This window comes from Microcoleus sp. N9_A2 (assembly GCF_036701775.1).
GTDB lineage: Bacteria > Cyanobacteriota > Cyanobacteriia > Cyanobacteriales > Microcoleaceae > Microcoleus.
Genome location: NZ_JAUBRH010000024.1, coordinates 70730 through 83751, shown reverse-complemented (window position 1 = coordinate 83751; position 13022 = coordinate 70730). Strand labels below are relative to the sequence as shown.

Here is a 13022-nt window from a genome sequence, read left to right as displayed (position 1 = left end):
GCCGTGTGCCGGGAAACTAGCAAGCACGGTTCCGAATGGGAGGGAGAAGATGGTAACATCTTCTCTCGACCCTACCTGTATCGCCAGTTTTTCAATGACGCTGCCTACCGGATCTCGTTCTCCTGCCCTGTTCCAAACGCTTTCGCTGGTAGCTGACCCGATCGCATTTTTCGATCGCTACTCTGCCAAATACGGCGATACATTTACCGCGCGCGTGTTGGGGCCCGCTTCGCCCCCCGTCGTGTTCCTGGGCAATCCAGAAGCCGTTCAGGCAGTGTTTACCACCTTGGCTGATGCCTTTGAATTTGGCAAAGTCACCAACGTATTTCGCCCGCTGGTGGGAACAGAATCGCTAATTATGAACCAGGGGGCGCGACACCTGCGACAGCGACAGCTATTAATGCCGGCACTGCATCGAGAACAGTTGCACAGTCAAGGGCACTTGATTGTGGATTTGACGCGAAAGCAAACACAGAATTGGAAAGCCCAAGATGCGATCGCCGTGCGCCAAGAAATGTCAGAAATTTCGCTGCAAGTAATCCTGCAAGTCGTCTTCGGATTGGTGCCTGGAGAGCGCTACGAACAGCTCAAACACTTGCTCAGCCAACTTTTAGAAGCGATTACCTCTGAGCTGTACTCAATCCAATTTTTCTTTGAACCGTTGCAGCAAAATTTGGGACCTTGGAGCCCGTGGGGGCAGTTTTTGCAGCAGATGGCGCAGATTGACTCGCTGATTTATGCAGAAATTGCCGAGAGGCGATCGCATTCTCTCGATTCGTCTCGCACGGATATTCTGTCGGTGTTGATGATGGCCCGCGACGACACCGGCGAATCCCTCGGCGATCGAGAATTGCGCGATCAGTTGATGACGCTGTTGCTGTTGGGACACGAAACCACCGGATCTGCCTTGACTTGGGCGTTTTACTGGCTGCATCAGTATCCCGAATCTCTCGCGAAGTTGCGCCGCGAGTTGGATGAATTGGGCGAAAATCCCGATCCGATCGCACTTTCGCAGTCGCCCTACTTAACCGCAGTCTGCAAGGAAGCGCTGCGGGTTTATCCAATTGCCTTAATTTCGCAGCCGCGCAAGGTGAAACGGACGATCGAACTCGAAGGCTATACATATCCACCGGGAACGATTTTAATCCCCTGTGTCTATTTAGCCCACCATCGGCCTGAAACCTACGAAAATCCGGCTTTATTCAATCCCGATCGCTTTTTAGATCGCAAGTTTTCCGCCTCGGAATTTTTACCGTTTGGAGGCGGTAGTCGAAGCTGTATCGGGATGGCGCTATCGATGTTTGAGATGAAGCTAGTGTTAGCAACGGTTTTGTCTTCCCGCGAGTTTGTATCGAATCTCGATCGGCCAATTCGTCCGGCCCGCCGGGGAATCACGTTTGTGCCGCCCGATCGATTTCGATTAACGGTTGTGGGCGATCGGCGTTAGATTCATTGCAGTAAAACGCCGTGTCAAGCAAGATATGTTATTCGATGAAAATCCCAGCAACTTTGTCTCCATTCATCGTCATGTGTGCCACAAATTCATCTCCACCATCTTCAAAACTCAGCTTCCACAAATAAATCGGAGAATTACCTTGTTTTATCTCACCAAAATAATTAATTGAGTATCCCTTTTGCAGACGGGAAGCAAGCTGCTCGCTAACATCGTCAAACATTTTTTGTGTAATGCTCGCTTTGTAGCCTGCATCACCGACTGTGGTAAAAAGCTCGTAATTTTTCGATGCCGTGGCATCCAAAATAACCTGCAAACAATCGAGGACGTTTTGAGAGGGGGCTGTCGGGTTCATGAAGATATCCTTCTTTTAGGGTTCTATCAAAATCTTCTAGCTCAGACTGCTGTCTAACTGTGTTAATTGTACAGCTAGTGCGATCGAATCCAGTTTTGGAGCGTCATTGACCGCCACCACCATCCGCTTAGCTCAGCCGCTACGATCGCTTTTTCGTTCTCCCAGATCCAGCCCTGTTAGTAGATTGGAGCGATTTTTGCTTTTGCAATCATTTTAGGCTTGACATCTGTAACCTCATAGGTTACATTAGTAAAGTAATCTCAAAAGTTACAAATACTTTTAATTTATATATAAGTGCTATGAACTGGATATTCAGCCTTGATTGAAAGATTATTTCACATGATACAAACTTTTAAAAATAAAGCATTAGAAAGATTATTGAGGGAAGGTAATGCAAAAGGAATTCCTAAAGAACTTGAAAAAAGGACAAGAGCAAGACTTGAAGTAATAGATACAGCAATAATTATAGATGATATTAGAATACCAGGCTATGATTTACACGAGCTTAAAGGTGATAGACAGGGAACTTGGTCAATAAAGGTATCAGGTAACTGGCGTATAACTTTTACATTTCAGGATAACAACGCATACGATATAGATCTCGAAGATTATCACTAGCCCATAAAACAAAATCTAAAAATTTAAATTCAAGCGTAAGGAAAATTACATGAAAGACATAGAAAATATTATTCAATGGAGGAAAGTAAGACCAGTACATCCGGGCGAGGTCATTTCAGATGTGCTTGAAGATATTGAAATGACTCAAACCAGGTTTGCTGAGATACTTGGTGTATCCCGTCGCAGTGTCAACGAAATTGTTTTAGGTCAAAGACCAATTACAGTAGATATGGCAATTCGGATTGGGAAAGCGTTGGGGAATGGCCCTCAACTGTGGCTTAATCTTCAGCAAAAAGTTGATATTTGGGATGCAGTGCAAAAACACAGTGAAGAGTACGAAAAAGTATCTACGGTAGCATAGCGCGATATGTTAATCTCAGTAAAAAGAGCATCGGGCGGTTGAAACCGCAACTAGACAAACGAAGTCCGGCTGCGCGGACTTAGAGATCGAGGAAGTATTTAACCAGGATGGGGTATCCTGTAAACAGGAACGATAACTTTTGCAACACGATTGTTAGGGTGCGGATTGACAAAAACAGCAAACCTCTTCAGAAGGGAATCTCATCCCACTTTGCTTGAACTTCGTCTTGTTCGTCAACTTCTGATTGTTCTGCTTCAATGGCTTCTATAAACTTAATCGCGCTTGAAACATTGTTAAATATCAGAACACTCTCATGATAATTCAAAATAGGATTGTCATGAGCCAGACTTTTGTGGTTTCTAACATGATTAAAATCCTCCAGAATTTTAGTCGAATGTTTGAGAATCTTTTCGGTCATTTGTGACTCAATAAAGCGGTGCTGTCTTAGATAGTTTACATATTCTCCAAAAAGGCTATGCAATGGTTTGTTTTTGTCATAACTGATCCCATGTTTATCGCAGAGCTTCTTTGTATACTTCACCATATAAGTATGCAGTCTATCTAATGCTACTTCTGGCTCATTATTTTGAATACTTTCCCTTATGGATTTTGCTAATACAGAAAACTCTTTTTCATTAGAATATGCTTGAATGGCATCAATATTTTCAACAATTCTATCTTGCTTAAGTCGTTCGGCTATTGTATAGCAATCATCAAACAAGGCTTGCTCCGCCTGGCTTATTTCTATGTGATTTATCAGTTTTTTTGTTTTCCAATATTCCAATAAAGCTGAAATTAATTTTCCAACAATATAGTTAGCTTCTTTAACCCAAAAGGCTTTTAATCGATTAGCTTTAGATCCGCTAGCGTAATCGTACTTGTCGTCAGATATGTCAAGGTTTGTATTTTCAATTATGAATTCCTGGAAAGTTCTGTTTGAAAAATCAAGAACATAACCACCTTCCATCTCAAACATTTTTTCAAGTTTTACTTTTTCAATGCTCGACAAGTCAGACATTTGCAGTAACCTGTTAATTCATAATTGATTGTAACTACTCAAGACCAATTAGATATGCGCTCGCTTTACTGCTTCCTGATGAGCCTCGGAGCCTGATACATAGCTTTACTGGAAGTTCCTCAGCCATAGGATGAACCAGGCTAACTATTAATTGTACCGCAGTTGCGGTATAATAGACTTAAAATTTTTATTATACCGCAAACATTTTTAAAACATCAAACCGGACTATTTATTGCCTTAGCAACAATAGTCCGGTGTCGGACTGTATTGCAAGTGATTGTCGGCTGTGCAAAACCGGAATCAACTAAAGCTTGCTCGATATCCAACCCAAAATACTGATCCAAATAAGGCTCCGTACTTTTGAGCAAAGTCAAAATATAAGGAGGCATTTTGGCATACACTTCCGACTGAGGATTCATATCCATAATTGTCAAATGTCCGCCAACACGTAGCAAACGCCTCGCTTCCCGGAACACTTCTCTAGTAGCTTTCTGCGGCAATTCGTGACAAACTAAACAAATAGAAACTAAATCAAAAGCAGCGGCCGGCAAACCAGTAGATTCAGCAGCAGCATGAACCCAAGTCGGAGATTTTTGATTTAATAATTCAGATTCTCGCTGTTGGGAACGGTATTGAGCAACTGCTAAAAAATAAGGAGACAACTCTACCCCAGTCATCTTCGCTTCCGGGTAAACCTCGCCAAGAGCAAAGGTACTCATTCCCACACTGCATCCCAAATCAACAATATCCTGCGGTGAAGAAGCAATCTGAGATTTGATGACTTCGTGATAGCTGGCGCGGAGTTTTGCATCCCCTTCTGCACCCGCTTCCGGCCAAATTCCCGCGTGAACAGTACGGGCGGCAACTTCAACTTCTGTAGCAGCTTCCCAACTCATATTACCTTGTTCATAAGCGTGGAATGAAGTTAGATAATATTTCGGGTAAACAAGATCGGGATTTTGGACGCTGAGCAATTCTGCATCCCAATTTCGAGCTAAAAGTGCTTGCGATTCTTGTCGCCAATGCACTCCGATTTTTTCTGCTCTTGTTATCATCATTTCCCGCGCTTGGTGCTTGGCTAGATTAGCCAAAGGCTTGATGGAGAGTACGCCATTTACTAAACGCGAGGCTAATCCCGGAGTTTTGTTAACTGCAACCGTCATATTTTATGTTTTTCTATTTTGCGCCCTCTATTTTAACACAGTGCGAGAATTTTGAGTTGAGCAATATAATGAAACTTAACTTGCTGAGGGCGAGTGAAATGCAAATGTTTTGGGGAAAAGACTTTTTTAATGAACTGCAGAGATCGCAGAGAACGCAGAGTTAGAGAAGAGAGAAAAGATCAGACGGTTGCAAAACTGGATATGGTCGTGTAATATTTATTTGCGCTTATCTACTTAGTGCTGGGGAATTAACCGAGAATCTGGAATCGGATTTGCCGAAGCTGGAGTATTTGGAAGAACACTTTAAATCTGGCTATTGAGGAGTTTGTGATGAGCAAATCTATTGTGGAATTGATTGACAATTTGCCGTCTGGTGGCGTCACTGTGATGATGCTCAAATCTCTCGATTTTGTGGTTCCGGGCGAGTGGAACAATATCACGGGTTTTGATAATACTATTCAAGCGGTGACAGGGGAAACAAAGCGCAAATTAGTGGGAAAAATTCGCGATCGCGCGATCGAGCTTTACGCTAACCCCAACGAGCCATATCAAGGCGTAGTCAGGCTTTACCAGTTAGCAGACAGCGCCGACAGTGCGTTAGGTGCAACGGCTATGGCGAATAAAATGGGCGAAAACATCGGCTTTCTTTCCTTTCTGAGCCGCCTCACTCCCAAAGCTGACACAACTCAAACGATCGACTTGTGCGTCAAAGTGGCGATCGAGCTAATTGCCTTCTGCAAACTTAACAATATTTCCCTTGACAATGTGGGAAGCTTTGGTAATTATTTATCTCATTACAAAGGCGAATCTCTGATGCGGATGGCTGCTTTAGTTTGTGCTGACGGTTTAATTCCCCTCGGCCCGGACTTCATTAGAGTAGCACAAAATACCCTAGGCGGATTGAATCCTTCAACCTTGCAGCAAAACTCAACATTCCAAAATATTAGCAACCTAATTCCGGGCGCAAATAATTCACAAAAGTTCGGATTTGTGACAGCAACTTTCGCCTCAGCGCAAGGTTGGATGAACAATTTAGTACAGTCTCGCGGCTTAACTCCCGCCATAGTTTTAGGCCATCTCAAGCAATACATTGATGTTACCGATGACAAATTGGATTATGTGGCAGCGTTTTTAGACATGACTACCAATTATTACGAACATACGGGAATTCAGACGGTTGCTCGCCGATTGATCGATCGAGCTTATGCTGAAATAGCCTTTGGCAGATTCTAGAAAACTCGTTTCCATGCGAGGGAAAACAGCGAGGCAGAGCCTCTAAATATGCGTTCCCAGGCAGAGCCTGGGAACGATGGAACAAACTTCGAGCGCAATGTGAGTTAAAATAAGCAGATTATGTTTAGCAAACTACTTTTAATCGCATTGTGAAAAACAAATCGCTTCCTTCATCCGTAACAGTCAAGCTAGGCAAATTTGTCTGGACATCAATGTGGCAATTAATGATGTCAAAACTAGCGCCGCCCGATCGCACGGGAGCATACATTCGCCCCAGCAGCAGTTTCCGCAACTTTGTCAGCACTGCACCAGACAACCCTCACCAACCCGCCACGGGACGGTATCGCCTCTTTGTGGGTACGGGATGCCCTTGGGCGCACCGCACTCTGGTGACGAGAGCACTTAAAGGGCTGGAAGATGCGATATCGGTGTCTGTTGTCTATCCTTCGGAAGGGGGAATGTGGGTGCTGGAGTCGGAGACTTTTGGCTGCAATACGATGCCACAAATTTACCAGTTGGCTTTACCGGGCTATCAGGGGCGGTGTACGGTACCGGTGCTGTGGGATGACTCGAAAAAGACGATCGTCAATAACGAGAGTTCGGAAATTATTGTGATGCTAAACTCGGAGTTTAACGAGTTTGCTAGCAATCCTGAAATGGATCTTTATCCTCTGGATTTGCGATCGCAAATTGACGAGTGGAATGAGAAGATTTACCAATCGGTGAATAACGGCGTTTATCGCTGCGGTTTCGCCCAATCTCAAGCTGCTTATGATTCGGCTTGCAGTGAATTGTTTGCTGTTTTAGACGAGATAGATCGCTCGCTCTTGAGGAGTCGTTACCTTTGTGGCGATCGGGTGACATTAGCAGACGTGCGGCTTTTTACTACTCTATTCCGTTTTGATGCAGTTTACTACAGCTTGTTCAAATGCAATGTGCGCCGCATTCAAGATTACGAGCATTTGGGAGCTTATCTGCGCGACTTGTACCAGTTACCGGGAGTTGCTGGCACTTGCGATTTGGAGGCTGTGAAGCGCGATTATTACGGCAATTTGTTCCCGCTGAATCCCGGCTGCATTATCCCCGCTGGGCCCGATCCGGCGAGTTTGCTCAAACCTCACGATCGCGCAGGGCTCAGAAACCGGGTTTCTCCATAAATCTCTGTGATTATCGAAATTGAAGCGAATAAAATGACCTCGTTCGGGGATATATTTTAGCAAAATTCTTCTCCTTCTGGTTTTCCCCAAGAGATTTCTTCGCCCGGTTCTATTTCGCCTGCTAATAATTCATCTAGGGTATATTTGGAAACTTTCTGATTTACAGGCTCTATGACTATTTTTCCATTTTCTATACTGCAAATTACTGCATCATCTGCTTTCAGGTTGAAATATTTGGTTCTTCAGTACGTAGTATGCTAAACAACCCAAAATCAAGCTGTAAACCTTGTTATATCAAATCCGGTAGCATCGGAATTATTCATCTCTCTTATCTCCCTCTGTGTTCTCTGCGTTCTCTGTGGTTAAATCATTCCGATGCAACCGGAAACAATATTAAATAAGGATTAAACGAAATATCGCTCATTCTAGCCCAATTCATCTAAATAAATAGTCAAAACCTTTGCTCCGCAAAGGTTTTGACTACATTTCTATACAAGTTGGCATACCAAGTAATGAAGAGCCATTATTTTTTGTATACTCATCCAAAGATTTTATAATAATTAGGATCTTTTTTAATAAAAACTCTCAGTCTAAATAATCGATAATAAAACACAACCTGTTTACTTAGTTTGTTGTTGATTTTCTCCCAAAGGGAACGTTTGGGATATTCAATCTGTTTATGGATGTCGAAGTAAATTTGTTTCTCCTGAATAATTGCTTGTCCATTTTGGATTCTTACTCGTTCAATATTATCCTTAAAGAATGGAAATTTGTCTTCGCGGAAAAAATCAAATGTCATCCCAATTCGAGCCGCAGCTAGCCCCATAGCATAACCCTCACCATGATAGATTTGTTGCATTTCAAAAAAGTAAGAAATTGTCTGCCAAAGTTCAAAAAATTCCCCTTCTAATCCATTCTGTCTCTTCATGACAAACATAAACTCGTGAAGCCACTTCACTTGTTGAAGATCAATATTTAGTTTTTGCCCTGCTGCTTTTATAACTTCAATTTCTTTCGGATTTTTAATGTTTTGTATGTGTTTGACCAAATCAGTACCTGCTCTTGCTGTAATTCCAGGAGACCAATTCATTTCTTCTACTAGAGGGCCTAGCAATCTAACATCAGAGTCTAAAAACATACAACTCTCAAATAGTGAGAGAGCTTTTTCAAGAACGAAACGTTTGTCATGATACCCTTTCACACTCTGGAGGTAGTGCTTGAACACCAGAACATGAGGGAAATTTTTAAACTGCTCTGGTTGATCGCTTAGGATACATAAAGTTGTGGAAGGCATATGGGTCTGGATATCTTGAGCTAGCATCTTTACATGAGCACGATACCTATCACCTACAGCTAGAGTACAAAAACAAAACTTTTCAGATGTGTCCATATGATTTGAGCGCAAGAGATGTGAGTTAAACTTGCAGAAATTTTTCGTGAATCCAACTTATGAAAATATTATAACTGACTTATGGTTACTAGATTACTCTGAAACAGTTTCAATAGCAAGGAATAAACAGAATATTAAGAATGCGTTTATATTGCGATCGCAATATTGAAGATTAAACCCTATATCCCTCTTCTGTCACTCTCCGGGGGGGCGATCGCGCTTAATCTTCATCTGGCAATTAATACAAGCTATTCTATTAGAAGAAAAAATGCTCAGGTTTATTTATTATAACAACTAGATATAGTCGCGCGTGGGGCTCAGAAACCGGGTTTGAAACCCAAATCTTGGGTAGGATGCCTAAATTATCACAGAAACCCGGTTTCTTGGCTCAGGGTTAGGCGCGATCGCGTGGGGGGTTGAGAAACCGGGTTTGAAACCCAAATCTCTGTTGGGATGCCAAAATTCTCCCAGAAACCCGGTTTCTTGGAGTTTCTGGGAACACGCGTGGGGATTCAGAAACCGGGTTTCTTACCCAAATCGGGCGTGAGGATGTCAAAATTCTCCCAGAAACCCGGTTTCTTAAAGCCTTCTATTCTTCAAATGTTAAATACTGGATTAATTTATCGCTAGTTGAACCTTCTAAAAAGTCACGATAAGCATCGGCTGAAAAAACTTGCGATCGCACTCCATCTATTTGAGGTAAACTTCCCTGACGCAAATCAATATATTCCTGATAGCTGGAAAACTCCCAATCCTCTGCTTTTTAAACTATATTAGCACAGACTGGGTTGAAGTGAATATATCGAGTTAAGTGTAATAAATAGTCTTCTCCATCCACATGAATCGCCTGAAACCGTCCCTGAAATAGTGAACCCACCCTTTGATAGCGTTTATTGATAGCCTTAGCATAAGACAGAGTAAATGACTGCATCAGCTTGGAAAAATCATCCGTTTGCAGGTAAACTAATAAATGATAGTGGTTCGGCATCAAACAATAAGCAATAATATCGACACCATGAATAATCAGATGGTTTCTTAATTGACGTAAAAAATAAATATAGTTTTCTCGCTCAAAAAAGATAAGCTGACGGTTATTACCTCGGTTATAAACATGGTAGTAATTACCCGCTTGGAAGATAATTTGGCGACGTGGCATATCAGAGGATAGGTGAGTGGCTAGCGGAAGGGGAGGGTTCAGAAACCGGGTTTCTTGCCCAAATCTTCGGTAGGATGCCAAAATTATCGCAGAAACCCGGTTTCTTGGCTGAGGCTGAGGCGCGATCGCGTGGGGTTCAGAAACCGGGTTTCTTACCCAAATCTTCGGTAGGATGCCAAAATTATCGCAGAAACCCGGTTTCTTGGATGGCAGGGCCTCAGAAACCGGGTTTCTTCACCCAATCGGGCGTGAAGATGCCAAAATTATCGCAGAAACCCGGTTTCTTGGACAACGAGGATGCGACTTCTAACTTCCCGATAAAATCTCTTCGAGTGCTAATTTTAGCGTCGGATATTGATATTGAAAACCGCTAGCTAAAGTTTGTTTCGGCAACACTCTCTGCCCTTCCAAAACAAGTTTTGCCCCGTCTCCCAACAGCATTTCTAAAGCAAAACCTGGCACCGGCAACCAAGAAGGTCGCTTTAAAACTTCCCCTAAAGTTTGACACAATTCATTCATCCGCACCGGATTCGGTGCTGTCGCATTCAAAACGCCTTCAACTTGCGAATTTTGCAAAGCGTACAAAATTAAATCAACCACATCCTCGCGATGAACCCAAGAAAACCACTGTTTCCCAGTGCCCAGCGGCCCGCCTGCAAATAGTTTAAAAGGTGGCAGCATTTTTGCCAACGCGCCTCCCATTCCCAACACTATCCCCAGCCGCAAAATTGCTAACCGCGTTCCCGCATTTTTTGCAGGTTGGGCGGCTGCTTCCCAGTCTTTGCAAACTGCTGCTAAAAAATCGTTTCCCGCGAGGCTCGTTTCGTCAAACTCAGCGGTTTCGCTGGTTCCGTAATAGCCGATCGCGGATGCGCTAACAAACACCGATGGTCTAGGATTAGCATTGACGATCGCCTCGACCAATTTTGCCGTCGTCAATCTGCGACTGTCCAGAATTGCTTGCTGGCGCGCCTCCGTCCACCTTTCCTCCGCAATCGGAACCCCTGCTAAATTGACAACAGCGTCGCAGCCCGCGATCGACTTTTGCCAATCACCGGACTCCGCAGGAGTGTAGGCGACAACTTCCAAATTCGGATAAGCTGAAGCCGGAAAAACTCGGCCAGCCTTCGCCGCATCCCTGCTCAAAACCACAACTTGATGTCCCGCAGCTTGCAGCTTCTCCACCAGCCGGCTACCTACAAATCCCGTTGCTCCCGCGATCGCTACTTTCATCTTTTACCAATAATGCACAGTTCTAGCAGTTTAGACGATCGTCCAAACTTGTCTTTGATTATACAAAACGAGAGAGCCGGCCCGATCACCTCGCCACAAGCTTTCTGTATTTTGATTAAACTAATATGGGACGCGAGGAACACAAACCATGCCTGCAAAAAAATCAAAGCTTCTAATTGCTGCCTCCATCGTCGCAGCAGGTAGCGCTGCGGTCTACTTTTACTTCCAGGGTTTGAGCCAACAAGTATCCAACCCTCAAGACAGCGCCAAAGTTGTACCCGACGAAGCAATGATGGCCGCGTTTATCTCCCCCAATCCCCAAGCCCTGGCCCAGTTGCAGCGATTTGGCACGCCAGGGGCTCAAAAGTTGGTCGGGATGGGTTTAAAGACCTTTCAAGAACAAAGCTTGGCAGGCACTCAAATCGACTTTGACAGGGACTTAAAACCTTGGTTAGGGGGGGCAATGGTCGCTTTGTTGCCCCCTGATGCTGCGGCAAAAACCGAGCCTCCTAAACTGCTGGTAGTAGTCAGCGTGAAAAATAAAATTAGCGCCTGGAATTTTGCTAATAAATTAAAATCTCAGCCCGGTGCAACTACTCAAGAAACCGAGTATAAAGGAGTTAAAATTTTTGAGATTGCAGAGCCAACTGGCAAGCGCTACAGTGTGGCTTTGCTGAACGACCAATTAGTGATGGCTCCTTTGAAAAAGCCTGTGGAATTGGCGATCGATACTTTTAAAGGAGAACCCTCCCTCGCTACGCAGCAGAGCACAACTAAGTTTTTTGCAGAGAGTGCTGGTGTCAAGAATCCGATCGCAACTGTTTATATTGCTGACTATCCTGCTGCAATGGAGCAATTGAAAGCTAATCTGCCTGCAGATATTCAGTTGCCTTGGACAGTGTTTTCGCAGTTCAAACAAGTCAAGTCAATGGTTGCGGGCATTGGGGCGGATAGTGAGGGATTGAGGGTAAAAACTATTGCTCAGTTAGACCCTAAATTCGTGCAGCAAAATCCACAAGTCGCATCGAAATTGTTACCCAGATTTCCGGGCGAAACCATTGCTTTAGTCGGCGGCAAGGGCATCGATAAAATTTGGTCGCAAGCAACCGCCCAGGCACAAGATAGCCCGGAAGTTGACAGGGGAGTTCAGCAGGTGAGGAATAGTTTTAAGCGCTTGGATTTGGATGCGGATCGTGATGTTTTTGGTTGGATGAATGGGGAATTTGCGATCGGGGCGATCGGTTCCAATCAAGGGATTTTGTCTCAGTTGGGCATGGGGGCGGCGATGATTTTTGAAACGAGCGATCGCCCTGCTGCCGAAGCAACTCTGAAAAAACTTGATGCGATCGCCAAAAGCAATCCTACAGTCAGCGTCGCCCCCAGACAAGTTCAAGGCAAAGAAGTTACCGAGTGGCAAATACCCCAGCAAGGCACTTTATTCGGGCACGGTTGGCTGAATGAAAATTCTGTGTTTGTAGCTTTCGGCGGGCCTTTAGTCGATGTGATTACTTCGACACCACCCCAGCCGTTAAGCAGCAGTCCGAGTTTTCAGGCGATCGCCACTTCTTTACCGCAAGTCAACCAAGGTTACTTTTACATAGATATGGAAAAAACCATGTCTTGGGCTAACCAATATTTGCTCGCAGTACAGCCAAATTTAGTTTCGCCGCCCGTCGCTGAATTGCTCAATTCTCTCCGAGGAATTAGCGTAGCCACAGCTTCTACAGACCCGACAACTGCTCAGCTTGAGATGCTTTTTGCTTTGAAATCTAACAATTAGGGAATTGGGAATGGGTAATATCAAATCCGGTAGCATCGGAATTATTCATCTCTGTATTCTCTCCCTCTGCGTTCTCTGCGCCCTCTGCGGTTAAATCATTCCGAT

General features: G+C 44.1%; 13 protein-coding genes. 6 read left to right on the top strand and 7 right to left on the bottom strand.

The window, feature by feature from the left end; translation table 11 throughout:
* Nucleotides 1–1447 (top strand): cytochrome P450 (locus tag QUA44_RS16060; RefSeq protein ID WP_333252335.1); only part of this gene is annotated, 1447 nt, incomplete at its 5' end.
* 37 nt (nucleotides 1448–1484) lie between these two features.
* Here QUA44_RS16060 and QUA44_RS16055 read toward each other — a convergent pair.
* On the bottom strand, nucleotides 1485–1808 hold the full coding sequence (locus tag QUA44_RS16055) for a hypothetical protein (protein ID WP_333252336.1): 324 nt from the start codon (nucleotides 1806–1808) through the stop codon (nucleotides 1485–1487).
* Nucleotides 1809–2147: 339 nt separating this feature from the next.
* Here QUA44_RS16055 and QUA44_RS16050 point away from each other — a divergent pair, with 339 nt between their 5' ends.
* Both QUA44_RS16050 and QUA44_RS16045 read left to right on the top strand, forming a co-directional pair.
* On the top strand, nucleotides 2148–2426 hold the full coding sequence (locus QUA44_RS16050) for a type II toxin-antitoxin system RelE/ParE family toxin (RefSeq protein ID WP_190743610.1): 279 nt from the start codon (nucleotides 2148–2150) through the stop codon (nucleotides 2424–2426).
* 49 nt (nucleotides 2427–2475) lie between these two features.
* Nucleotides 2476–2787, top strand: coding sequence for a HigA family addiction module antitoxin (locus tag QUA44_RS16045; RefSeq protein WP_333252338.1), 312 nt, complete (start codon nucleotides 2476–2478; stop codon nucleotides 2785–2787).
* A gap of 187 nt (nucleotides 2788–2974) precedes the next feature.
* Here the strand turns inward: QUA44_RS16045 and QUA44_RS16040 are convergent, their stop codons facing one another.
* Both QUA44_RS16040 and QUA44_RS16035 read right to left on the bottom strand, forming a co-directional pair.
* A complete protein-coding gene (locus QUA44_RS16040) occupies nucleotides 2975–3805 on the bottom strand; it encodes an abortive infection family protein (RefSeq protein WP_333252339.1) in 831 nt (276 codons plus the stop codon).
* Nucleotides 3806–4020: 215 nt separating this feature from the next.
* Nucleotides 4021–4968: a class I SAM-dependent methyltransferase gene (locus tag QUA44_RS16035; RefSeq protein ID WP_333252340.1), complete on the bottom strand. Its 948-nt coding sequence runs from the start codon at nucleotides 4966–4968 to the stop codon at nucleotides 4021–4023.
* A gap of 330 nt (nucleotides 4969–5298) precedes the next feature.
* On the opposite strand from QUA44_RS16035, the gene QUA44_RS16030 reads away from it, so the two are divergent.
* Both QUA44_RS16030 and QUA44_RS16025 read left to right on the top strand, forming a co-directional pair.
* On the top strand, nucleotides 5299–6201 hold the full coding sequence (locus QUA44_RS16030; protein WP_333252341.1) for a hypothetical protein: 903 nt from the start codon (nucleotides 5299–5301) through the stop codon (nucleotides 6199–6201).
* Nucleotides 6202–6413: 212 nt separating this feature from the next.
* Nucleotides 6414–7358 (top strand): glutathione S-transferase family protein, encoded by a 945-nt coding sequence (locus QUA44_RS16025; RefSeq protein WP_333252401.1) that lies wholly within the window; start codon nucleotides 6414–6416, stop codon nucleotides 7356–7358.
* 538 nt (nucleotides 7359–7896) lie between these two features.
* Here the strand turns inward: QUA44_RS16025 and QUA44_RS16020 are convergent.
* From QUA44_RS16020 to thyD, 4 genes are all read right to left on the bottom strand, one after another.
* Complete coding sequence (locus QUA44_RS16020; RefSeq protein ID WP_333309787.1) at nucleotides 7897–8748, bottom strand: hypothetical protein; 852 nt, start codon at nucleotides 8746–8748, stop codon at nucleotides 7897–7899.
* 589 nt (nucleotides 8749–9337) lie between these two features.
* Nucleotides 9338–9466, bottom strand: coding sequence for a hypothetical protein (locus QUA44_RS16015; RefSeq protein WP_333252343.1), 129 nt, complete (start codon nucleotides 9464–9466; stop codon nucleotides 9338–9340).
* 45 nt (nucleotides 9467–9511) lie between these two features.
* Nucleotides 9512–9904, bottom strand: a complete 393-nt coding sequence (locus QUA44_RS16010; RefSeq protein ID WP_333252344.1) for a transposase — start codon at nucleotides 9902–9904, stop codon at nucleotides 9512–9514.
* 306 nt (nucleotides 9905–10210) lie between these two features.
* Entirely contained in the window at nucleotides 10211–11137 is a 927-nt protein-coding gene (gene thyD, locus QUA44_RS16005) for a thylakoid membrane protein ThyD (RefSeq protein WP_333252345.1), read from the bottom strand.
* A gap of 148 nt (nucleotides 11138–11285) precedes the next feature.
* On the opposite strand from thyD, the gene QUA44_RS16000 reads away from it, so the two are divergent.
* Nucleotides 11286–12917: a DUF3352 domain-containing protein gene (locus tag QUA44_RS16000; protein ID WP_333252346.1), complete on the top strand. Its 1632-nt coding sequence runs from the start codon at nucleotides 11286–11288 to the stop codon at nucleotides 12915–12917.
* Nucleotides 12918–13022 lie beyond the last annotated feature (105 nt).

Excerpts from the sequence above, each read along its gene's own strand:
- QUA44_RS16055 (WP_333252336.1), bottom strand. The coding sequence starts at position 1,808 with ATGAACCCGACAGCCCCCTCTCAAAACGTCCTCGATTGTTTGCAGGTT.
- QUA44_RS16050 (WP_190743610.1), top strand. The coding sequence starts at position 2,148 with ATGATACAAACTTTTAAAAATAAAGCATTAGAAAGATTATTGAGGGAA.
- QUA44_RS16045 (WP_333252338.1), top strand. The coding sequence starts at position 2,476 with ATGAAAGACATAGAAAATATTATTCAATGGAGGAAAGTAAGACCAGTA.
- QUA44_RS16040 (WP_333252339.1), bottom strand. The coding sequence starts at position 3,805 with ATGTCTGACTTGTCGAGCATTGAAAAAGTAAAACTTGAAAAAATGTTT.
- QUA44_RS16035 (WP_333252340.1), bottom strand. The coding sequence starts at position 4,968 with ATGACGGTTGCAGTTAACAAAACTCCGGGATTAGCCTCGCGTTTAGTA.
- QUA44_RS16030 (WP_333252341.1), top strand. The coding sequence starts at position 5,299 with ATGAGCAAATCTATTGTGGAATTGATTGACAATTTGCCGTCTGGTGGC.
- QUA44_RS16025 (WP_333252401.1), top strand. The coding sequence starts at position 6,414 with ATGTGGCAATTAATGATGTCAAAACTAGCGCCGCCCGATCGCACGGGA.
- QUA44_RS16020 (WP_333309787.1), bottom strand. The coding sequence starts at position 8,748 with ATGGACACATCTGAAAAGTTTTGTTTTTGTACTCTAGCTGTAGGTGAT.
- QUA44_RS16010 (WP_333252344.1), bottom strand. The coding sequence starts at position 9,904 with ATGCCACGTCGCCAAATTATCTTCCAAGCGGGTAATTACTACCATGTT.
- thyD (WP_333252345.1), bottom strand. The coding sequence starts at position 11,137 with ATGAAAGTAGCGATCGCGGGAGCAACGGGATTTGTAGGTAGCCGGCTG.
- QUA44_RS16000 (WP_333252346.1), top strand. The coding sequence starts at position 11,286 with ATGCCTGCAAAAAAATCAAAGCTTCTAATTGCTGCCTCCATCGTCGCA.